At 70.9% G+C, this 19,636-nt stretch carries 22 protein-coding genes; 15 read left to right on the top strand and 7 right to left on the bottom strand.

What is annotated here, in order from left to right; genetic code table 11:
- Positions 1-18: 18 nt before the first annotated feature.
- Positions 19-210: a hypothetical protein gene (locus tag ACZ3I4_RS08300; RefSeq protein ID WP_465381200.1), complete on the bottom strand. Its 192-nt coding sequence runs from the start codon at positions 208-210 to the stop codon at positions 19-21.
- 239 nt (positions 211-449) lie between these two features.
- Between ACZ3I4_RS08300 and ACZ3I4_RS08295 the strand changes: the two genes are divergently transcribed.
- From ACZ3I4_RS08295 to ACZ3I4_RS08265, 7 genes are all read left to right on the top strand, one after another.
- The gene (locus ACZ3I4_RS08295; protein ID WP_465381199.1) at positions 450-2,051 is read left to right on the top strand and encodes a carboxylesterase/lipase family protein; all 1,602 of its coding nucleotides are present in this window, start codon (positions 450-452) and stop codon (positions 2,049-2,051) included.
- 20 nt (positions 2,052-2,071) lie between these two features.
- The gene (locus ACZ3I4_RS08290; RefSeq protein ID WP_465381198.1) at positions 2,072-3,319 is read left to right on the top strand and encodes a sensor histidine kinase; all 1,248 of its coding nucleotides are present in this window, start codon (positions 2,072-2,074) and stop codon (positions 3,317-3,319) included.
- A complete protein-coding gene (locus tag ACZ3I4_RS08285; protein ID WP_465381197.1) occupies positions 3,316-3,921 on the top strand; it encodes a response regulator in 606 nt (201 codons plus the stop codon). Before ACZ3I4_RS08290 ends, ACZ3I4_RS08285 begins: the two co-directional genes overlap by 4 nt.
- Before the next feature lie 171 nt (positions 3,922-4,092).
- Positions 4,093-4,848: a ZIP family metal transporter gene (locus ACZ3I4_RS08280; protein ID WP_465381196.1), complete on the top strand. Its 756-nt coding sequence runs from the start codon at positions 4,093-4,095 to the stop codon at positions 4,846-4,848.
- Positions 4,849-5,131: 283 nt separating this feature from the next.
- Positions 5,132-6,730 (top strand): diguanylate cyclase domain-containing protein, encoded by a 1,599-nt coding sequence (locus tag ACZ3I4_RS08275; protein ID WP_465381195.1) that lies wholly within the window; start codon positions 5,132-5,134, stop codon positions 6,728-6,730.
- A 26-nt stretch (positions 6,731-6,756) separates the two neighbouring features.
- Complete coding sequence (locus ACZ3I4_RS08270) at positions 6,757-7,779, top strand: FG-GAP repeat domain-containing protein (RefSeq protein ID WP_465381194.1); 1,023 nt, start codon at positions 6,757-6,759, stop codon at positions 7,777-7,779.
- Between the two features lie 110 nt (positions 7,780-7,889).
- Positions 7,890-8,678 carry a transglutaminase-like domain-containing protein gene (locus tag ACZ3I4_RS08265; RefSeq protein WP_465381193.1) on the top strand — a complete coding sequence of 263 codons (789 nt, stop codon included), beginning with the start codon at positions 7,890-7,892 and terminating at the stop codon, positions 8,676-8,678.
- Between the two features lie 6 nt (positions 8,679-8,684).
- Here the strand turns inward: ACZ3I4_RS08265 and ACZ3I4_RS08260 are convergent, their stop codons facing one another.
- A complete protein-coding gene (locus ACZ3I4_RS08260) occupies positions 8,685-9,602 on the bottom strand; it encodes a DUF6910 family protein (protein ID WP_465381192.1) in 918 nt (305 codons plus the stop codon).
- A gap of 53 nt (positions 9,603-9,655) precedes the next feature.
- On the opposite strand from ACZ3I4_RS08260, the gene ACZ3I4_RS08255 reads away from it, so the two are divergent.
- Genes ACZ3I4_RS08255 through ACZ3I4_RS08235 form a run of 5 tightly spaced genes read left to right on the top strand, consistent with a single transcriptional unit; the run spans position 9,656 to position 11,602 of the window.
- A complete protein-coding gene (locus ACZ3I4_RS08255; RefSeq protein ID WP_465381191.1) occupies positions 9,656-10,012 on the top strand; it encodes a PadR family transcriptional regulator in 357 nt (118 codons plus the stop codon).
- Positions 10,009-10,455: a hypothetical protein gene (locus ACZ3I4_RS08250; RefSeq protein WP_465381190.1), complete on the top strand. Its 447-nt coding sequence runs from the start codon at positions 10,009-10,011 to the stop codon at positions 10,453-10,455. Before ACZ3I4_RS08255 ends, ACZ3I4_RS08250 begins: the two co-directional genes overlap by 4 nt.
- 15 nt (positions 10,456-10,470) lie before the next feature.
- Positions 10,471-11,130, top strand: coding sequence for a DUF6928 family protein (locus ACZ3I4_RS08245; RefSeq protein ID WP_465381189.1), 660 nt, complete (start codon positions 10,471-10,473; stop codon positions 11,128-11,130).
- On the top strand, positions 11,127-11,288 hold the full coding sequence (locus ACZ3I4_RS08240; protein WP_465381188.1) for an SRPBCC family protein: 162 nt from the start codon (positions 11,127-11,129) through the stop codon (positions 11,286-11,288). Before ACZ3I4_RS08245 ends, ACZ3I4_RS08240 begins: the two co-directional genes overlap by 4 nt.
- Before the next feature lie 2 nt (positions 11,289-11,290).
- A complete protein-coding gene (locus ACZ3I4_RS08235) occupies positions 11,291-11,602 on the top strand; it encodes an SRPBCC family protein (RefSeq protein WP_465381187.1) in 312 nt (103 codons plus the stop codon).
- 23 nt (positions 11,603-11,625) lie between these two features.
- On the opposite strand, the gene ACZ3I4_RS08230 is transcribed toward ACZ3I4_RS08235, so the two are convergent.
- Genes ACZ3I4_RS08230 through ACZ3I4_RS08220 form a run of 3 tightly spaced genes read right to left on the bottom strand, consistent with a single transcriptional unit; the run spans position 11,626 to position 13,996 of the window.
- Positions 11,626-12,357, bottom strand: coding sequence for a class I SAM-dependent methyltransferase (locus ACZ3I4_RS08230; protein WP_465381186.1), 732 nt, complete (start codon positions 12,355-12,357; stop codon positions 11,626-11,628).
- A gap of 17 nt (positions 12,358-12,374) precedes the next feature.
- Positions 12,375-13,016 carry a hypothetical protein gene (locus tag ACZ3I4_RS08225; protein WP_465381185.1) on the bottom strand — a complete coding sequence of 214 codons (642 nt, stop codon included), beginning with the start codon at positions 13,014-13,016 and terminating at the stop codon, positions 12,375-12,377.
- A 26-nt stretch (positions 13,017-13,042) separates the two neighbouring features.
- Positions 13,043-13,996, bottom strand: a complete 954-nt coding sequence (locus ACZ3I4_RS08220) for a helix-turn-helix transcriptional regulator (RefSeq protein ID WP_465381184.1) — start codon at positions 13,994-13,996, stop codon at positions 13,043-13,045.
- Between the two features lie 63 nt (positions 13,997-14,059).
- Between ACZ3I4_RS08220 and ACZ3I4_RS08215 the strand changes: the two genes are divergently transcribed.
- From ACZ3I4_RS08215 to ACZ3I4_RS08205, 3 genes are read left to right on the top strand one after another with little or no spacing between them, the layout of a single operon-like run.
- Positions 14,060-14,500: a VOC family protein gene (locus ACZ3I4_RS08215; RefSeq protein ID WP_465381183.1), complete on the top strand. Its 441-nt coding sequence runs from the start codon at positions 14,060-14,062 to the stop codon at positions 14,498-14,500.
- A gap of 55 nt (positions 14,501-14,555) precedes the next feature.
- Entirely contained in the window at positions 14,556-14,753 is a 198-nt protein-coding gene (locus tag ACZ3I4_RS08210; protein WP_465381182.1) for a hypothetical protein, read from the top strand.
- Positions 14,754-14,790: 37 nt separating this feature from the next.
- Entirely contained in the window at positions 14,791-18,072 is a 3,282-nt protein-coding gene (locus ACZ3I4_RS08205) for a hypothetical protein (RefSeq protein WP_465381181.1), read from the top strand.
- Between the two features lie 45 nt (positions 18,073-18,117).
- Here ACZ3I4_RS08205 and ACZ3I4_RS08200 read toward each other — a convergent pair whose 3' ends face one another.
- Positions 18,118-18,861 carry a hypothetical protein gene (locus tag ACZ3I4_RS08200; protein ID WP_465381180.1) on the bottom strand — a complete coding sequence of 248 codons (744 nt, stop codon included), beginning with the start codon at positions 18,859-18,861 and terminating at the stop codon, positions 18,118-18,120.
- Positions 18,862-18,931: 70 nt separating this feature from the next.
- Positions 18,932-19,600, bottom strand: a complete 669-nt coding sequence (locus tag ACZ3I4_RS08195; protein ID WP_465381179.1) for a SanA/YdcF family protein — start codon at positions 19,598-19,600, stop codon at positions 18,932-18,934.
- Positions 19,601-19,636: the final 36 nt, after the last annotated feature.

Below are 19,636 nucleotides of genomic sequence, written 5' to 3'. Positions count from 1 at the left end.
ACTTCGGCACCATGACTCCTACTCCGGCATCATGACGACGATGCGGCCGGAGCGCAGGAAGTTGTCGACCTCGAAATCGGTCAGCTTCTCCCCGTTGCTGGCCCGCCAGGGGAACATGCCGGGCGACCTCTTCACGTACCACCGGTCGAGGGTCATGTCGTGGGCGGTCGTGCCGTTGGTCAAGTCAGCGGACTTCACGGTGGTGGTCACAGTCTCGGCTCCTCAATGGCGAAACGCCGGACTGGGTCTTTCAGCCGTCACTGGTTACGGATCCGCTGACCTCAGCCCTTCGGTCAGACGATAACGAGCACGGGCCGCACCTTTACCGCGTACCGGTCTTGCATCACCCCGTCGGCGGAACGGCGTTCGTCCGCGCAGGACATTTGTCACCGCGTACCGCGTATTGGCGGCTCTGCCGCGACCACGCCCGCGTTTCTAGCGTGGCAGGCATGAGTGACACGACGAGACATCACAGGCTGAGACGGTGGATCGGGCTGTTGCTGACGGCTCTGGTCACGGTGCTGACGGCACCGGAGGCGGCGGTGGCCGCGCCGGGGCCGGTCGTCCGCACCGATCGGGGGCTGGTCCGCGGCGTGACCGGCGACGGCGTCCGCACGTTCAACGGCATCCCGTACGCGGCGCCGCCGACCGGTGACCGGCGCTGGCGGGCTCCGCAGCCGGCGGCCGCCTGGTCCGGGGTCCTCGACGCCGGCGAGCCCCACGAGCGGTGCGCGCAAAACCCGATCTTCGGCCCGCCGGTCGGTGTGGAGGACTGCCTCTATCTCAACGTCACCGCGCCGGTCACGCCCGGCCGGCATCCGGTCCTGGTGTTCGTGCACGGCGGCAGCTTCCAGAACGGGTCGGGCGCCGACTACGACGCGACGCGGCTGGCCCGCCGGGGCGACCTGGTCGTAGTCACGATCAACTACCGGCTCGGGGTGTTCGGCTACCTGGGGCTGCCCGGGCTGGCCGGCTCCGGCACCTTCGGGCTGCAGGACCAGCAGGCGGCCCTGCGCTGGGTCCGGCGCAACGCGGCCGCGTTCGGAGGCGACCCGGCCGGCGTGACCGTCGCCGGGGAGTCGGCCGGCGCCGAGAGTGTCTGCGCCCAGCTGACCTCGCCGTCGGCCCGCGCTCTGTTCGACCGGGCCGTCCTGCAATCCGGGTCCTGCCTGACCGACTGGCCCGCCGGGCTGTTCCTGCCCAAGATTGCGGCCGGGTCGTCCTTCAGTCCCCGCGCGACGGTCGAGCGCACGGGGTCCGCCCTCGCCGCCCGGGTCGGCTGCCCGGCCGACCGGCCGCTGGCCTGCCTGCGCGGCCTCGACCCGGCCAAGCTGCTCACCGAGACGACCGGCACGGGCGCCGAGGCCTTCACGACCCCGGCCTACGGGACGGCGCTGCTGCCCGAGGCGCCCGCGGCGGCACTGCGGGCGGGCCGGGCGATGCGGGTGCCGGTGCTGGCCGGCAACAACCGCGACGAGCACCGGGCCATCATCGGCGTCGTCGAGATCGTCCAGGGGCCGTACACCGCGGCCGACTACGAGGCGGTGCTGCGCACGGCGTTCGGCCCCGACGCGTCGCGGGTCGCGGCCCGCTATCCGGCCGGTGCCTACGGGACGCCCGGCCTGGCGTGGGCGGCCGCGGCGACCGACCGCATCTGGGCCTGCCCGACGCTGACCACCCAGCGGCTGCTGGCCCAGCACGCGCCGGTTTTCGCATACGAGTTCGCCGAACGGCACGGGCCTGCACTGACCGACAGCTACCCGTGGGGAGCCGCCCACGGCTACGAGTTGCCCTACTTGTTCGACGTCGCCGGTTTCCTGACGGCCGGCACGGTCCAGCCCGGTCTGGCCGCCGAGATGATCGACGCGTGGGCGCAGTTCGCGGCCACCGGGCGGGCGCCCTGGCCCTCGGTCGACCCGGGCGAACGCACACCCTACGACCGGGCCTTCACCGCGGGCGGGCCCGGCCGGGTCGACCTGGGCGCCGAGCACCAGTGCGGGTTCTGGAACGCGATCGACGCCGCCGGTGGGCACCCGGCGGCGGGCCGCTGAGGGCCGCTACCGTGTCCTGCATGTCGCAGCCGGTCGCCGGGGTGCCCGGCTCGCCGGGAGTCGTCCGGCGACGCCGTGCCTTGCTGCTGCTCGCCGCGCACACGCTGTGGTTGTGGTTCCTGGTGCCGCCGGCTGCGGCGATCGCCCGGGGCCAGGTCCACCCGGCGCCGGTGGCGGCCGCCGGGCTGGCCGTCTTCGCGGTGCTCTACCTGGCGCTGGTGGCCGTGCCCGTGGCCGGCCTGGCCGTTGCCCCGGCCCGGCAGGCAGCGGGCCTGGGTCTGCTCGCGGTGCTCGGCATCGGGCTGGCCGCCGGGTTCGCGGGCGGACCGGAGGGCTGGCCGGTGCTGCTCATGTACGTGTGCTCGGCCGGCACCATCGGGCTGCCCCGGCCGGCGTGGGCGTTCGCGTGGATCGGCGGCAGTGTCGCCGCGGTGCTGACGATCGGGGCCGTTGATCGGCTACCGCTCGGTGACACCCTGCAGGCTGCCCTGGTCACGGCCCTGGCCGGATCGGTGACGCTGGGGTTCGCCGGTGTGGCCCGGCTGGTCGAGAAGCTGCGCGCCACCCAGCAGGAACTGGCCCGCACGGTGCTCGAGCGCGAACGGCTCCGCTTCGCCCAGGACCTGCACGACCTGCTCGGCCACACGTTGTCGCTGGTGGTGGTCAAGGCCGAGGTGGTGCGCCGGCTCACCCTGATCGACCCGCAGCGGGCCGCGGCCGAGGCAGCCGACATCGAGCAGATCGGCCGCACCGCGCTGGCCGAGGTCCGCCAGGCCGTCACCGGCTACCGGGAACACACGTTCCGCCGTGAGCTGGACAACGCCCGCACCGTGCTGAGCGACGTGGGCATCGCCGTCACGGTCGGCGAGACCGGGCACCCGCTCGACGCCGCGACCGGCGACGTGTTCCGCTGGGTGCTGCGCGAGGCCGTGACGAACGTCCTGCGGCACAGCCGGGCCTCCCGGTGTGACATCACGGTCGACGCCGGCCCCGGCGGGGCGGTGCTGACCGTCCGCGACGACGGGGTGGGCGGGCGCCCGGAGCCGGGCAACGGCCTGCGTGGCCTGGCCGAACGGCTCGGCCCGGCGGGCGGCACGCTCGACGTGGGGCCCGCGCCCGGCGGGGGGCTGCGGCTCACCGCCCGGTTGCCGACCGGCGCCGCGGAGCCGGTGACCGGGTCGGCTCTCCGCGACGAGGCTGCCCGCGACGATGCTGCCCGCGACGAGGCTGCTCGTGACGAGGCTGCTCGCGGCCGGAACACCGCATGATCCGGCTGTTGCTGGCCGAGGACCAGGGCATGATGCGGGGCGCCCTGGCGCTGCTGCTCGGCCTCGAACCCGACATCGAGGTGGTGGCCCAGGCCGCGACCGCGGCCGAGGCGCTGACGGCCGCGCTGAGCACCCGTCCCGACGTGGCCCTGCTGGACATCGAACTGCCGGACGGCAGCGGCCTGGACACCGCGGCCACGCTGCGGCAGCGGCTGCCCGGCTGCAAGGTGCTGATTTTGACTACGTTCGGCCGGCCCGGCTATCTGCGGCGGGCGATGGAGGCCGGGGCGGCGGGCTTCCTGGTCAAGGACGGGCCGGTCGAGGAACTGGCCGCGGCCGTGCGGCGGGTGCTGGCCGGCCAGCGGGTGATCGACCCGGCTCTCGCGGCCGCCGCCCTGTCGACGGGAGCCAACCCCCTGACCGACCGGGAACGGGACGTGCTGGCCGCGGCCGTGGAGGGTGCCACGGTCGCCGACATCGCGGCCCGGCTGCACCTGTCCGAAAGCACCGTCCGCAACTACCTGTCCGCCGCGATCGGCAAGACCGGCACCCGCAACCGTGTCGAGGCCGCCCTCAAGGCGCGCGCCAACGGCTGGATCTGAACCCGCGTCCCGAGACACCGCAGGCCCGCACCGGGCCGTGGCGAAGTCGCCCGGTTGGCGCGCGCCCGGCCGGGCATACGCGGGTCGCCCGCTGATACAGCTGTCAACAGTTGCCTTGTCCCGAGTCGCCCGCCGGCTCGTGCCGGCACCGGGAGGACGGAGCGTCACGTCATGCCGCAGTGGTTGCAAGCGGGAGGCTGGGGCCTGCTGGCCGGCTCCGCCCTGATAGCCGGCGCCGCCGTCGGCTATCTGGCGCGCATACCCGGCCGGATCGTCGCCTCCATCATGGCCTTCGGCGCCGGCGTGCTGCTGTCCACCGTCGCCTTCGAGCTCATCGCCGAGGCCGACGACCGCGGCGGGATGACCCCCACCGTGCTGGGCGCGGTGGCCGGTGCGGTGACCTACACCGGCTGCAACGTCGTGCTGGCCCGCCACGGCGCCCGGCACCGCAAGCGCTCCGGTGCCCAGCAGCCCTCCGAGGAGCAGCAGGCCGGGTCGGGCACCGCCCTCGCGCTGGGCGCCCTGCTCGACGGCGTCCCCGAGTCGATCGTCATCGGCACCAGCCTGCTCGGCGGCGGCGCCGTCGGGGTCGTCACCGTCGCCGCGGTCTTCATCAGCAACGTGCCCGAGGGGCTGTCGAGCGCCGCGGGAATGCGTAACGCCGGGCGCAGCGCCCGGTACGTGTTCGGCTTGTGGACCGCCATCGCGCTGATCAGCGGTCTGGCCGCGGTCGCCGGTTACACCCTGCTCGGGGACGCTTCCCCGGCGGTGCTGGCCGCGGTCACCGCCCTGGCCGCCGGTGCGATCCTGGCCATGGTCGCCGACACGATGATTCCCGAGGCGTTCGAACAGGCGCATTTGCTCATCGGTCTGATCACCGTGGCCGGCTTCCTCATCGCCTTCGGCCTGTCACATTCCGGCACCTGAGGTCGCGGATCGGCGGGCCGGGCTTCGCCTCCGGAGCACGAGCGGCACATTTCCCTACGCCTGTGTGTGCGGGCGCAGCGGCTGCACCGGCACGACTTCGGCCACCTCGGCGGAATACCCGAACTGAGGAGGAAACCGCTCGTTGCCGGACGCGCCGGACTTTGCGGCAGAGCCGGCCATCCCGTACGGGAATGACTGGTCTCGGGGTCTCTGGGGCGGCAATTTGTGAAACAGTTGCCGTCGAGCACTTCAGCGGGGTGCCGGCCGGTCGATTGTGGCGCAGGTGGATGTGATCCGGGATTACGCGTTGCGCGCTCGGGCCCGATGGCGGCGGGCCGATCCCGACCCTTTGCTGGTCGGGCTGACGGCTGCCACCGCTGCTGTGGTCGCGCTCTACGCCGCCGACTTCGCCTCCACCGGCGTCCAGGTCGTCGCCGCCTGGATCTTCGTGGCGGTCATCCACGTCGCCCTCGCCTGGGTCGCCCGGTCGACCGCCCGGATGCCCGGCCTGCCCGTACCAACGCGCAGGTTCTGGCGCGCGGTGGCGGCGGCCGGCGTGATCTACCTCGTCGGCGACCTCGCTCAGGTGGCCGTCGCCGCCCGTGACCCGTCGGCCCTCACGGCGGCGACCGGCGGCCCGTTCCAGGTGATCGCCCTCGCGGTGGGCAGCGCCTTGCTGATGTTCACCCTGCTCACCGTCCCCCTCGGTTTCGGCTCGCGCCGCGAACGCAGCCGTTTCTGGCTGGACGTGGCGACCGTGATGGTCGCCGCGGTCGTGGTCGGCTGGTATCTGGTCGTGCCCGAGCGTCCGGCCGCGCTGCTCGACATGGCGGCGCCGGTGCTGGCCGGGCCGGTGATCATCCTGCTGTGCGTCTTCGTGGTGGCCAAACTCGTCATGTCGGGCACCGCGCCCTTCACCCGCCTGTGCGGGCTGATCGGCGCGGGCGGGGCGGCGGTCAAGTCGGGGGCGGACGCGCTGAGCCGTGACGGGCTGCCCGACAGCCGGCTGCACTGGTACCTGGCCTTCACGGTCGCCGCGCACGCCCTGCTGACGATCGCCCTGCGGGTCAACCAGATCCAGCTCGCCGGGCACCCCGAGGTGCTGCAGCCGCGGCGGCGAAAACCGTACAGCCTGCTCCCGTACGGGTCGATCGCCGTCACCTATCTGCTGCTGACGATCGCCGTCGTGCGCGACGAGCCGGTCACCGTGGCGGTCGGCCTGGCCGGCGCCGCGGTCAGCACGCTGCTGGTGGTGCTGCGCCAGCTCACCGCGTTCCGCGACAACGCCCGCCTGCTCGACGAGCTCGACGCCAAGGTGCAGGAGCTGCACGCGACCCAGGAGGGGCTGCACGCCTCGCTGGCCGAACGCGACGCCCTGGCCGCCCGGCTGCGCCACCACGCTTTCCACGACAGCCTGACCGGCCTGCCCAACCGGGTGCTCTACGCCGAACGCCTCGACGCCGCCCTGGCCCGGGGCCACGCCGCGGTGGCCATGCTCATCGATCTGGACGGCTTCAAGCAGGTCAACGACGAGTGGGGCCACGCCGCGGGCGACGACCTGCTGCGCGTGGTCGCCCAGCGGCTGCAGGCCTGTCTGCGCGCCACCGACACGGTCGCCCGCATCGGCGGTGACGAGTTCGCGGTGCTGCTGCTGCCCGAACCGGGCGACGACCTGCACGACATCGCCGCGCGGATCATCCGTACGGTGGAAAGCTCGGTCGCCGTCGAGGGCGGCTCGGCCCGGGTCGGCGCGAGCGTGGGAATCGCCGTGGCCACGGACCTGACCGAGAACGGCGACTTCCTGCTGCGCGAGGCCGACCGGGCCATGTACACGGTCAAGCGGGACGGCAAGGGCTCCTACGCCCTGGCCCCGGCCCACTGACCCCGTTGCACTCTGCGCTTAGAACTGTGCGCTCAGTGCTGACGACAAGGCTGCAGCAACCCCGCAGGCTGGCCGAAGCGATACCTGAAGAACGGGGGAGCAACGTCATGATTCGTCGGCACATCCGGAGGACAACGGTCCGGCTTCTCACCGTCGCGCTGCTGGTGGTGGGCCTCACGGCCGTGGTGGCGGCGCCCGCCCAGGCGGCACTCGCCGATAAACGCAACGACTACAACCGCGACGGCGTCAGCGACCTGGTCGCCATCAACGAGAGCGACTACTGCCTGTACCGCTGGTACGGCGACGGCAGCGGCGGGTTCGGACGCGCCTGGAAAGTCGGCTGCGGCTGGCAGGACCACTGGACCTCGTTGAGCGCGGTCGGCGACCTCAACCGCGACGGCAACGGCGACCTCGTCGCCATCGGCGTAGGCAGCAGCGGCGGTTACTGCTTGTTCCGCTGGCTGGGCAACGGGGCGGGCGGCTTCGGCAACAAGACCCAGCTCGGCTGCGGTTGGGAGCCTTACACCTTCTATGACGAGATCGACAGGTTCGATTACGGCGCCATCTCGGCCGCCGGCGATCTCAACAACGACGGCAACGGCGATCTCGTGGGCGTCAACCGGAGCAACGACGCGTTGTGGCTCTGGTACGGCGACGGCGGCGGAGGTTTCGGCGCCGGTGTTCGGTTGGGTCCGGGCTGGGGGCCGTACAAGAAGACCATCACCGGAGCCGGCGACCTCAACAGCGACGGGAATGCGGACCTCGTCGCGATCGGTGAGTCCGAGGACAAGCTGAGCATCTGGTACGGCTTCGGCAACGGCACCTTCTCCTCCCGGACGTCAATCGGGAGCGACTGGGTTAACTATCGCGCGTTCCGCACCATCGCCGGCATGGGCGACCTCAACCGCGACGGCCACGGCGACCTCGTGGGAATCAACATCAACTCCGACGGAACAAAGCTCTACTCCTGGCACGGCACCGGTATCGGCGGTTTCACCGCGGCCCGGGAGCATGGCCCGGGTTGGTCCCTTTATCACCTGGCTCTGTAGCGGTGTGTGAGGCGGAACGGGGCACGTCCGGGGAAGTCGTCATCTTCCGAACGTGCCCCGGTGCGGTGAGCATTGGTGTGGGGGCCCGCGAATTTGTACCCTCTCGGCCCATGGATGACATCGCACGCTTCTACCGGCAGCCGAGCCCGACCTCCGGCCTCGGGCGGCACCGGGACCGGGTGTCCGGCCTTCCCGCGGACCCCGAGGCGCTCGGCGGGATCGTGCGCGGGCTGCTCATTCACAACTACACGGCGACGGTCCAGGGCCTGCGGTTCTCCGCCGAGCGCATGTCACACATGGAAACCGTCGGCGCCGAAGCGATCCTGGACAACGTGCTCGGCATCGACTCGTCGCCCCTGGACAGCGAACGGCCCGTCGAGCGAAGAATGTTCGGCTTCTGCTACCACTTTGCGCTGCTCCATTGCGCTTTGCTGCGGGCAACGGGCACACCGGCCCGCATCCGATGCGGCTTTGCCGGCTATTTCGTGGCGCAACGCTGGATCGACCACTGGGTGGTCGAGTACTGGGATGGTTCCGGCTGGATTCTGACGGACCCCCAGACCGGGCGCAGCCGGCTGACCGGTGACGATTTCCAGGACGGCGTCACCGCGTGGAATCTGTGCCGCGGTGGAGCTTCGCCGTCAACCGCCTACGGCAACGGAGAGCTGTGGGGCTGGGACGAGCTCCGGGGCAGTCTGATCAACGACGTCGCCGCTCTCAGCAAGGTCGAGGTCGCCGGCTGGTATTGGTGCGACCGCCTGCAGGTGGAGCCCCTCGACCAGCCGCACGAGGAGCTCGACAAGTCCCTCGACGTCTTCGCGGGTCTCGCGGCTGCCACAGAGCCGGTCTTCGACTTGTATCCGGAGTTTCAGCCGCCGGCGGGCGCCGTCGCGCGATAGGACGGATCAGGACGCGTCCCACTCCAGGCGCAGCGTCAACAGGGACGAGGCGGCCGTCGGGTCGTCCGCGTCGACCACCGCCAGCAGCCGCAGACCTTCGGGATCCTCGTCGACAACCGCCAGACCTTCGACCTTGTACGGGCCGTCGGCCGTGGCGGGAAGCTCGGCCACCGCCACCACAGCGTCGTCGTCGAGCAGGGCCAGCGCGGCGGCGATAACCGGGCCGTCGTCCACTGCGTTCGGGGTATCCTCGGCGGCCGCGCTGACCAGGATTCGCCCGCCGGTCAGCGCCACCGCGTCCGTGACGGCCAGCGCGACACCGTCAACAGTGCCCAGGTCGTAGCGCCGTGGCTGGCCGACACTGATCTTGTCGACGGGGCCCGTGCCCGCGGCGGCGGCCAGCAGAGCGGTCAGGTCGACGTCGACGCAACCGGTCGGCACTCCGGCGGCCGCGTTGCCGCGCTGGAACCAGCGCAAGTGGCCGCCGACCGGGCACGCGCCCTCCAGGTTCAGGTGAGCACGGGGGATGCCCAGAGCCGCGGCGACCTTGCGATACACAGGTGCCAGGTCGACCGCGGTGAAGGCGGCGTCGGCCGTGACGAGCGATGCTCGCATCCGGGTGTCGGTCGAACCGGAGCCGAGCAGCAGAACCGCTTGCCGGCCATCGACCGGAACGGGGCACGCCGCCTCGAAGTCGGGCTTGAGATGCTTCGTGCCGGCCGCCGAGCTGAAGAACTCGAGGCCGTCGACCGGCTCCACGACGCGTACGGCGGTGACCGAACCCGGCCGTAACCACGCCGCATGGGTCGCGTCGTCCTGCACGACAAGCCACCCGTCGCCGAAAGCGGCGATCGCGGACGCGGCCCGCACCGGCGAGCCGTCGTCGAACGTCAGCGACGACACCGCTTCCACGAACAGCTGCATGACTCCCATTATCCCGTGTTGACTTCAGGAAGATATCTTCCTAACGTGGGATCGTGCCCCCACGCAAACCGGGAACGCTCCTGCCGCTCGAGGCCGACATCCTCATCGCCGCGGTGCTGGAGCACCGCGCCGGGCAGGCGACGTTCCATGGCTTCGGCCTCGCGCGGATCATGCAGGAGCAGAACGGATCGCGCTCCCTCACCGCGCACGGCACGTTGTACAAGGCCCTGAACCGGCTGGAGGAGCTGGGCCTGCTGAGCTCCGACTGGGAGGACCCCGCCGAGGCCGGCACCGGCCGTCCGCGCCGGCGGCTCTATCAGCTGACCGCCCAGGGCCTGCACATCGCCGACCGGGTCCGCGCCGACCGGACGGCGGGCCGCGTCCCCCGATTCGCCCCGGGGCCGGCATGAGGACGCGGCCGTCTTGTCGCGCCGCCCACCTGGCCATCCGGTGGGTGCGGTGCTACACGCGTCAACTCCCGGCCGAAGTCGCCGAGCGCCGGCTCGGCGAGCTTCGCTCCGACCTGCACGACCACATCACGTACGAGCAAGCTCGCGGCACGGCCGACTGGCGTATCGCCCTCAGTGTCATGTCCCGCATGGCCCGGGGCCTGCCCGCCGACGCCGTCTGGCGCAGCCGCATCCGACCCTGGACAGGAGACGTCGTGAAATCCTTCGCCACCATCCTCGCCGCCGGGCTCGCCCTCGCCGCCGTCGGCGTACTGGCCATCCTGTACGGCAGCGGCGACGACTCACCGGGCCTCGTGCTCATCGGCGTCCTGCTCATCGTCGGCGCCTTCATCCTCGGCGTACGAACCGGCCACCGGCGCGGCCGCAGCCTCAACCAGCGCTGACTAGGATCCGGTGCCATGGGTGCGAAGACGGCGTTGCTGGCTTTCACGGACGGTGATCTGCGGCTGGCGCTGCTCGGCGCGAACCCGTCCACACCGGCGCAGGCGCAGACGTTGGTCCGCACCATCCATCCCGGGCAGGAAGTAACACCGTCCGAGGGCGGGTTCCTGACGAGACTGTCCTACCCGCCTGACAACTTGACGTACGCAGCCGTCCTGGCCGGCGCCGAGATCGTGTGCGACAACCGGCTTGTCCTCGACTGGCCGTCCGAACTCCCGGAGCACCTGGTGAAGCTCGGCGCGGGCCGGCGGATCGTCATGCACGGCATGCACTCGGCCGTCGACTGGCTCTGCTTCGCGGTGTGGGACGACGGGCAATTGGTCCGCTCGTTGAGCCTTTCCCCCGACGGCGGTGTCGCCGAGAACATCGGCGAGCCGTTGGAATTCGAGCGCCCGTTCTGGGCCGGCGAGCACCCGGTCGAGCCGGACCCGGACTGGGAGGACGAGGAGCCGTACCCGCTGCCGTTTCACCCGCTGGAACTGGGGGAGGAGGCGTTGCGCGCGCTGTTCGGCTTCGTACTCGAGGGCGAACCCCGCCCCGATGATGTCAACGCCGACGGCATCCGCCTGCACGGATTCCTCGTCCGTTCGCCCGAGAACCGGAGCGCGCCCTCATGAAATACACCGTCTCGATGGAGATCGCCTTACCGCGGGAGCGGGTGGTCCAGCTGCTCGCCGACCAGGCCCATCTGCCGAAGTGGCTGCGAGACCTGGTGCTTCACGAGCCGCTGAGCGGGGAGCACGGTCAGGTCGGCACCAGTCGCGAGTGGTGCTGAGGATGGGTCAGCAGGAAATGGAGGCCGTCGAGACCATCACGCGCCGCGATCCGGTGGACCGGCCGGGGATCGTCCATTTCGAGCGCGAGATCATCGCCAAGGGCATGTGGAGCGCCGCGCGTGAACGCTTCACCGAAACCGGCCCGGAGACGACGCTCTGGGTGAGCGAGAACGAGTACCGGTTCAGCAACGTGCTGATGCGACTGGTCGGCATGGTGATGCCTGGTTCCTTCCGCAAGCAGTCGCTACAGCACATGCAGGACTTCAAGGCGTTCGCCGAGCACGGCACGGACGTCCGCGACGCGAAGAGCTGAGCCGGGTCGCGTTCCCCGGTAAGTCAGGGCACCGGCGGCGCCCGGAAAACGACCAGATCCAGCCGATCGACAATCGGCCCGGCGATGCGCCCCTGATCGGCATCCTCTTGCAGGGCCGTGAGCCCTTGCTCGAACGCGTGGTCGGGCAGACCGGCGAGAGGACTCAACGAACGGGCTTTCACCTTCGCCACCACCTCGTCGGCGTTCTCGGCGAAGATCTGCTCGACCTGAACGTGTTTGACCATCACGAAATCCGCGTCGGTCAGCACGCCGGTGATCCGCTCCAGACCAAGACGCACCGCGTTGCCCTCGGCCCACGCGAGCGGAAAGTATCGGTACAGGAAAAGGTCTTGCACCGGCCCGAATCCGCCACGGATCAACAGGTGTCCCGAGGGCCGCAGAATGTGACGCAGACCCGCGGCAAACGCCGGCAGGTCCCGGACGTGATGAACAACCTGGGAAGCCCACACGGCGTCGAAGGCGCCGGCGACAAAGGGAATCGTCTCGGCGGCACCGCCGACAACCAAGGCACGCGGGAAGGCCGAGCGAAAGGCCGTTCGCATAGCCGCCGACGGCTCACAAGCGACGACGGTTGCACCGCAGAACCGGGCGAGGGCGTCGCTGAACCTTCCCGTACCGGCGCCAAGGTCGAGAATCCGGCCGCCGGCCCGGGGCAGGTACGGGCCCGCCGCGGCCATCCACCTCTCGATGTCGCGGGAATGAAGATTTCGGCCGCGGTCGTAGCCGGCCGCCATCCGCGATCCATATGTCGTCAACTGGCCTCCATCTGATTCATATCAACCTGTTCCAGATCGAGGAGGTAGCCGACGGTGGTCCAAGCGGCTTTGTGACGACGGCCGGTGGGCCGAATTACTCGCACATCGTGGCCTTGCCCCCTGGTCAGGCGGACCGCTCGGCGGACAAGCCAAGTTCGTACCGCGTGGTGCAGAAGTTCGGCCTCAGGTTCGAAACCCCCGGTCTCGTACGCTTCGGCGATGCTGAGCTGACCACGCACGCGCGTCCATGTGCCCGCCTGCGGAACGGGCGCGGCCGGATCCGAGCCGGCTTCCCGGTACACGTAAGAGATCGGGGCTCCGCGCGTCGGCCCGGCATCCGCCTCGCTGACGTAGATCCCGAGCCCGTCGACGTCGAGCATCCATCCGTCGCCCCAGATGGTGCTTTCCACAGCGACAGCCTGGCCCACAAGGTCGTAGATTCTGCGGTTGTCGGGTTGCCGGTAATCACCCGGCACCGAGGTTACCGACGGCCGGCGGTCGTCGTCCCGGTCCACAGCTGTCCGGAACCGGCAGAACAACGACAACGGCATCTCGACCACGCCGCCGACCTCGGCGGTGAATCCGTCGCTGCCCACCACGCGGTCGGGAACGAAGACATCGCGCCACAGCATGTTCATTCTGTGATCTTCCCCCGCCTCGGCTCTCAAGAAGCCGCAGCCAGTCTGTACCGTTCCGCGAGCAGCGCGACCTCGTGGCGTAACTCGGGTGAATCGAGTACCTCGAACGGCACTTCCCACCAGCTCAGATAACGGGCGACCGAGGCGGCCGTTTCCGAGCCGACGGTGACTATGCACGTATCCTCGCCATCCGGTTCCACCTGCACTGCCAGTGGGGCCCGGCGCCGGATCGTTTCGGCCGGCGCATGAAGCCGTACGCGGTAACGCTGTTGCCACGGCGCGGTCTGAATCGAGCGAACCAGGTATTGCTCGAAACCGTCCTCCGGCGCGGCCCGGGCGGTGAACCGTCGCCCGTTGGGCGTCTTGACCCGCATGCGGTCCACCCGAAAGGTGCGCCAATCGGCTTTCGCCGGATCCCAGCCGACGAGGTACCAACGGCCGGCTCGCAGCACGATGCGATGAGGTTCGACCTCCCGGTGCGCCTGTGCGCCGCTCGCTTTCGTGTACAGAAACCGGAGGCTTTCCCGCGCCTGGGTGGCCGCCGCGATGCTTTGCAGAACGTCGATTCCGACCGTCGTGCCGCCGGCAGAGGCGCTGGACGCGACCGCGCTGAAGGTGGCGAGCCTCGGCCGTAGGCGGGCCGGCAGCATAGCCACGATTTTGGTCAAAGCGCGCGTGGACGCGTCGGCGATATCGGTGATGGCGTGTGTCGCGGAACCGGTGAGGCCGACGACCACGGCGACCGCCTCGTCGTCGTCGAGCAGCAGGGGCGGAAGCCGGTTGCCGTTTCCGAGCCGATATCCGCCCGCGGCGCCCGGCACCGCCGTCACCGGATAGCCCAGCTCGCGCAGGGTCGCGATGTCGGCGCGCACAGTCCGCGGCGAAACCCCGAGCTGATGGGCGAGAGCCGGACCGGTGTGCAGGCCGGGAACCTGCAACTGCGACAGCAAACGCAGCACTCGCGCGGAAGTGGTCAGCATGCGCCCGACCCTAACTTCCAATGAGGAAGCAAGCCTGCCGCGTTGGGGAGTGGTCTGTATCCCATGAACACTCCAGTAATCGCCACCGTCGTCTTTCCCGCCCGCAATTTCCAGGCAAGCGTCGACGCCTGGTCCACCGTCTTCGGCGCCGGCCCGTCGTTCTCCAGTGGCGGCGTCGAGCGCGTGCCGGGCCAGGCCGACTTCGCCGTCTTCAAGACTCCCGACATCGAAATCGGCCTCACTTCTCTGCCCTGGACGGACGCGCCCCTTGTCTTCCTCGACACCGACGACATCGAGAAGACCCGCGGTGAGCTGATCGAAGCCGGCGCCACCGGGCTCGGCGAGGTAGCCGACGGTTCACTCGCCGTCCTCGGAACTGCGCCGGTAACCAACGGCGACCCCACCACCGGCATCGTCGACGTTCCCGGATCCCGGCTCGCCGTCGTTCAGCTCGCCGACGGCAGCAAACTCGGCCTTCGACAGGCGCTACCCAGTGACTGGTGACGTCCACGCCTGGACGTAACGTTTGGCTGGCCGACAAGCCGGGCACCGATCGTCCATGGTGGATATCACGGCCCGATCCGTTTTCGGCTACCTCATGGAACTGCTCGCCGGACTGGCAATCATCGTGGGCGTGCTGATGCTGGCCTCCAGCATCTACCGGGTCGACGTCTTCGGCATCATCCTCGCCGTCGTCCTCGTCGGCGGCGGAATCTACGTCTTCAAGCGCCCGGGCCGATCCCGCCGCGTGAGATAGACATCGCCGCCGGGACGGCCACATTAGGGTGACGCCCGTGACTTATCTTGGCGACCGCAGCTCAGCGCCGTGGCGGGTGAGGCCGGCGCCGTACGCGGTGCCTCGCCCGGTGCTCGAGTCCCGGCTGGTCAAGGCCCTCGAGTCGCAGGTCGTCGGTCTGGTCGGGCCGCTCGGCTCGGGGCGCACTACGCTCGTCCGCCGGCTGTGCATGCGGCCCGACGTCCTCGAGCGGTATCCCGGCGGCATCGGCTGGATCGCGCTGGGCCGGCCGCCCGCGGTGCCCGCTCATCTGTGGTGGAGCGACTCTCCGGCCGCCGCCGACCTGACCCGCCAGGTGATGCGTACGGTGCATGCGCTGGGTGGCGAGCCGCACGACCGAGCCGATCCCGAGCGAGCCCTGGCTGCTCTCGACCGGGCCGCCGGCCGGCAGACGCTGATCGTCGTCGACGACCTGCGCGATGCCGATCAGTTCGCCCTGCTGCGCCGGCTGCGGTCGGCGTCGCTGCTGTTCATTGCGGCTGACGCCTCGGTGCTGCCCCGGAAGACCGTGGTGGTGCCGATGGAGCCGATGGACCGCGCGGAGTCGGTGGCGTTGATTGATCGGCATGCCGCCGGGGCCCCCGCGGACCGGCTGGCGGCCCGCGCCGGGGACCGTCCTCTTCAACTCGTGCTCGCCGCCCGCATCTTCGGTCAGGCGTACCAGCGGCTGCTGGATCGCGACGAGGCCGAGGCCGTGGTGCCGTCCGGCGGGCCCGACCCGGTGTCCTCGGCCGTCTCGGTGTTGCTCGGTTTCCTGCGGCCGGAGGTCCGCGACTACTTCCGAGCGCTCGCCTCGTTTCCGCCCGACCGCGACATTCCGGTGGACGAGAACCGGATGCCGCTTCTGGAGCTGGTGGAAAGCGGTCTGCTGGAGGAGGACGGTCCACGGCTGCACGAGGCGATCCATCGGTGCCTGGGCGGTTCGGTGCGTCTGTCACCCGGGGTGGACCCGGCCGATGTGCGCCGGATGTGCCGGCGAATCGCCACCGAGGGCCTGTCCGCACTGGCGGTTGACGTGGCCGAGGCCAGGGCGGCCGACGGCTCCGACCGGCGCCTGGCCGTGCTCGCCCGGGTGCTGCGCGACGATGAGACCGTTCTCGGTCGGGTCCGTGACGCTCGGACCTTGGGGCCGGTGCTGGCCGCCCGGCTGGCCGGCCTCGTCGAGTCGGGCGACGACACCGCCGGTCTGCCCGTCCCGCATCTGGCCGTACGGTGGCCGCCGCCCGACTCCGAGTCGCCCGCGCTGCTGCGCCACATCGATCTCGGCGTCATCGAAGCCGGCACCGTTTCGTCGCTGGCTGTCGCCCCCGACGGCTCCTGGATCGCTGCCTCCTGTGACGGCTGGTGCCTGCCCAGCCGCACCGCGTTGTGGGATCCGGCGACCGGCCGCCGGCTGCGCGAGATCGAGACGGAGCTACCGGGCCCGATCGTGGTTGCCGCGGACGGCACGTGGATGGCGGTCGGCGGCGACGAGCGCGTGCAGCTCTGCGACGTGCGGACCGGCCGGGTGCGGCACGAGATCACCGGCCGGCTGCCGGTGATCTCCCCGGACGGGACGTGGCTCGCCGTGGTCGAGGGGGCCGGCACGGTACGGGTGTACGACGCGCGTACTGGCCGGCAGCGGCGCGCGATGAGCGCGCGGGGCGAATCCGTCGAGGCGCTCGTGGCCGGGCCGGATGGCCGCTGGGTGGCCGGAGCCGGTGCGCACGGGGTGCGGATCTGGGACGCGCGAACCGGGAACCGGCGTTGGATGGCGCCTGTAGCGGGCGTCACCCATCTGGTGGTGGCACCGGACGGGTCCTGGCTCGCCGCCGCCGGCGCGAGTGGGGTGCACCTGGTCGATCCGGACAGCGGCGAGTGGCGTGAGCTGCCGTCGGCCGGTTCATCCGGCTCTGCACCGGGCGAAGAGGTGCGGGCCGTCGTCGTCGCCCCGGACAGTTCCTGGCTCGCCGTCGCCTTCACGGGCCGCCCGGTGCGGCTGTGGGGCGCCGGCGACGGCCGGCTTCGACATGAGTTCCCGGCGGACGGGTCCGGGGCCGTGGTCCTCGCGGTCGCGCCGGACGGATCCTGGCTTGCCGCCGCCGGCGAGAGCCCCGCTTCCCGGGTGCGGTTGTGGGATCCGCGGACGGGCGCATCCCGGGGCTGGTTGCCGGGCACGTCTTGGGTTCGTTCGCTCGTGGTCGCGCCGGACGGTTCCTGGATGGCCACCGGCGCCACCGGCGCGGTCGATCTGCTGGATCCCGCGGGCACCAGGCCCGGCGGCGAGCCGGCACAAGTTCTCCCCGTACGCGACCTGGTGATCTCCGGTTCGTGGTTCGCCACGGCGCATCGCGACGGCGTGCGGATCTGGGAGCGGCACGCCAGCACGCCGCGGACCCGGCTTCCCGTGCCCCGTGATGTCATCTCCGTCGCGGCCGGTCCGACGTGGCTGGCCGCCGGCACGCTCGACGGCGTGCACCTGTGGGACGCGGCGACCGGCCGTGTCCTGCACACCTGGCCGGCTGCTGTCGGCCGGGGACGACAACTGGCCGCACCGGCCGACGGATCCTGGCTGGCCGCGGGCGGCGGAACGGCCCCGGTGCACGTCTGGGATCCGGTCAGCGGCCACCCGCGCCTGGTCGTGCCCGAGGGCACGGCTCCGATCGTCGCCGCGCCCGACGGTTCCTGGCTGGCCGTCTGCACCCAAGCCAGGCGGGCGGTGGAGATCTGGGACCTGGCCACCGGCGCCCGCCGGCACGTGCTGGCCAGCGAGATGGAGATAGCGGCACTGACCGTGAGCGCCGACGGCGACCGGCTCGGAGCGGCCCACGGGCCGTTGTCGCCCTACATCGACTACGTCTGGGACGCCCGCACCGGCGAACCCTGCGCCGTGAGCGACGCCCCCGCTGCCCAGCCGTCCTACTCCGGCGGTTACTCCGTCAACGGGCAATCGCTGCTCCGTATCTGGGACGGTCTGCCGGCCGACCTGCGCCACCTGGTCGCCGACGACCACCGGCGGGACCGGCTCGGCATCGTCTCCCTGGCCGTGTCGCCCGGCGGCCGGTGGCTCGCCGCACTCAGCGGCGGCCTGCCGAGCAGCACCTGTCCCGACAACGGCGAACTCCGGGTGTACGACCTGCACCCGGCCCGCCCGGCCGCCCGGATGCCCCTACGCACCACGGCCACCGGCGTCAAGTGGAGCGCCGACGGCACTGACCTCTTCGTCTGGGGCGGGGCGGGGTTGTACGGGTTCACCTGGGTGACCGGCGTCGAAGTCCCCACAGCGGCTACTCCACGGTGAGGCAGTGGCTCGGAACCGCCTCAGCCGGGCGACAGTCAAAGCCTTTTAAATGCCGCACCCGCTGCCCCCGTCAACAGCTCGCGGCGGCGTCCCCACGAGCTTCCACTCGGTTTCCTGATGTGTGCCCAAGCCCTGCTGCTGCACCCGGCTGTCATAGGTGCGGGGGAAAGAGCCATGTGTGCTCAGCCGGGCCTCCACGGAGGTCGCCGGCCGCAACTCCGTACCTGATCGGTAATGGGAGCCGGGAATGGTCGGGTTGCCTACGTCGATTCTGATGTCGATCCGGCTGGTCCAGACGGCACCGAGTTTCCGGTCGCGGGCCAGGCGTTTCTTCTCCGTGTACTGGGCGAAGCTTTCTTTTTCGAACCGGCAGATCCAGTGGTCGCCTTCTCTTTCGATGGTGGTCGCCTCAGCCGGCTCGCCCACCCACAGGGAGGAATCTGCTCTGCGGTTCACGATCAGGTAGGCCAGAACGTAGAGCGCGAACGCCTTGGCTTCGTCCGCGTCGAGGGCGGCCTCGCTGTTCCGGCGACGTCTGCGTACGAACCCGAGCAACGCACTCTTGACGCCGTCGTAGATGGCGTTTCCGATCACGCCGGTCAGGGCGGCCTCCGCGCCCCATTGCAGCGCTCGGGACATGATGACGTAGTCCAGATCCAGTCGAGGATCGGGATCCTTGTGTTCCAGGGCGGCGTACTGCTCGCTCAGGAGAGTGCGGGCGTCTTTCTCGGCATCCCGGACGCCCAGCAGGCCGCGAACCGTCCGGAGGTCTTCGGCGTCGTAAAGCACCGCCTCACGATCCCACGAGAAGGCCGCGTCAGGCGTCCGGACAGGCGGCAAAGATTGACGCCGGTCGCTGTCACGGGCTGGACAGGGCGGCCTGGAGCGCGGCGTTCGGCGGTGAGGTGACCGCGGGCGGCCGCTGCCGGATGGCGTCCCAGGCGGCCTTGCCGCTGGCGAAGTAGTCGCGTACGGCCTTCTCGGCCAGCAGGGTCGTGCCGCAGCCGTCGCATCGGGCCCGGACGCCGTCCACGTCGAGGTCCAGGCTGCGGCAGAGCGTCACCGCGCGGGACAGGTGGTAGGACTGGGTGACGATCAGGGCGCGTCGCACCCCGTACACGTCTCGGGCTCGAAGGCAGGAGTCGTAGGTGTCGAGCCCGTCGCGGTCGGCCACCACGCGGGCCGGGTCGAGCCCCAACGGCCCGGTCAGGTAGGCCGTCATCGCGGCCGGTTCGTCGCCGGACAGGCCGCCGCCGTCGCCGGAGACGAGCACCGCCCGGGCCCGGCCCGTCTTGACCAGTTCGGCGGCGGTCTGCAGGCGTCCGGCCAGGCGGGCCTCCGGTTGCCCGCTGGCGCCGACGGTCGTTCCCAGCACGATGACCACGTCGGCGGCCGGGGCGTCGGCCGCGTCGTGGACGTGGCCGGTGGCTGCCGCCGTCGTCCAGATCCAGGGCGCGCTGACCAGCAGCACCAGCACCAAACCGAGAACGACGACCCGGCGCCGCCATCTGATCAACTTCGTGCTCACCCGGGGCAGCGTAGGCGCCCGTGTCATCCCCGCCGG

It is taken from the genome of Actinoplanes sp. NPDC021490, assembly GCF_055562135.1.
The sequence above is the reverse complement of the archived record's forward strand: the minus strand, read 5'-3'. Positions and strand labels throughout refer to the sequence as shown.

What these genes read in the sequence shown, in the direction of transcription:
- ACZ3I4_RS08295 (WP_465381199.1), top strand. Translation starts at nt 450, where the DNA reads ATGAGTGACACGACGAGACATCACAGGCTGAGACGGTGGATCGGGCTG.
- ACZ3I4_RS08230 (WP_465381186.1), bottom strand. Translation starts at nt 12,357, where the DNA reads ATGGCGGCCGGCTACGACCGCGGCCGAAATCTTCATTCCCGCGACATC.
- ACZ3I4_RS08240 (WP_465381188.1), top strand. Translation starts at nt 11,127, where the DNA reads ATGAAATACACCGTCTCGATGGAGATCGCCTTACCGCGGGAGCGGGTG.
- ACZ3I4_RS08265 (WP_465381193.1), top strand. Translation starts at nt 7,890, where the DNA reads ATGGATGACATCGCACGCTTCTACCGGCAGCCGAGCCCGACCTCCGGC.
- ACZ3I4_RS08290 (WP_465381198.1), top strand. Translation starts at nt 2,072, where the DNA reads ATGTCGCAGCCGGTCGCCGGGGTGCCCGGCTCGCCGGGAGTCGTCCGG.
- ACZ3I4_RS08260 (WP_465381192.1), bottom strand. Translation starts at nt 9,602, where the DNA reads ATGCAGCTGTTCGTGGAAGCGGTGTCGTCGCTGACGTTCGACGACGGC.
- ACZ3I4_RS08285 (WP_465381197.1), top strand. Translation starts at nt 3,316, where the DNA reads ATGATCCGGCTGTTGCTGGCCGAGGACCAGGGCATGATGCGGGGCGCC.
- ACZ3I4_RS08220 (WP_465381184.1), bottom strand. Translation starts at nt 13,996, where the DNA reads ATGCTGACCACTTCCGCGCGAGTGCTGCGTTTGCTGTCGCAGTTGCAG.
- ACZ3I4_RS08250 (WP_465381190.1), top strand. Translation starts at nt 10,009, where the DNA reads ATGAGGACGCGGCCGTCTTGTCGCGCCGCCCACCTGGCCATCCGGTGG.
- ACZ3I4_RS08245 (WP_465381189.1), top strand. Translation starts at nt 10,471, where the DNA reads ATGGGTGCGAAGACGGCGTTGCTGGCTTTCACGGACGGTGATCTGCGG.
- ACZ3I4_RS08235 (WP_465381187.1), top strand. Translation starts at nt 11,291, where the DNA reads ATGGGTCAGCAGGAAATGGAGGCCGTCGAGACCATCACGCGCCGCGAT.
- ACZ3I4_RS08215 (WP_465381183.1), top strand. Translation starts at nt 14,060, where the DNA reads ATGAACACTCCAGTAATCGCCACCGTCGTCTTTCCCGCCCGCAATTTC.
- ACZ3I4_RS08210 (WP_465381182.1), top strand. Translation starts at nt 14,556, where the DNA reads ATGGTGGATATCACGGCCCGATCCGTTTTCGGCTACCTCATGGAACTG.
- ACZ3I4_RS08280 (WP_465381196.1), top strand. Translation starts at nt 4,093, where the DNA reads ATGCCGCAGTGGTTGCAAGCGGGAGGCTGGGGCCTGCTGGCCGGCTCC.
- ACZ3I4_RS08225 (WP_465381185.1), bottom strand. Translation starts at nt 13,016, where the DNA reads ATGAACATGCTGTGGCGCGATGTCTTCGTTCCCGACCGCGTGGTGGGC.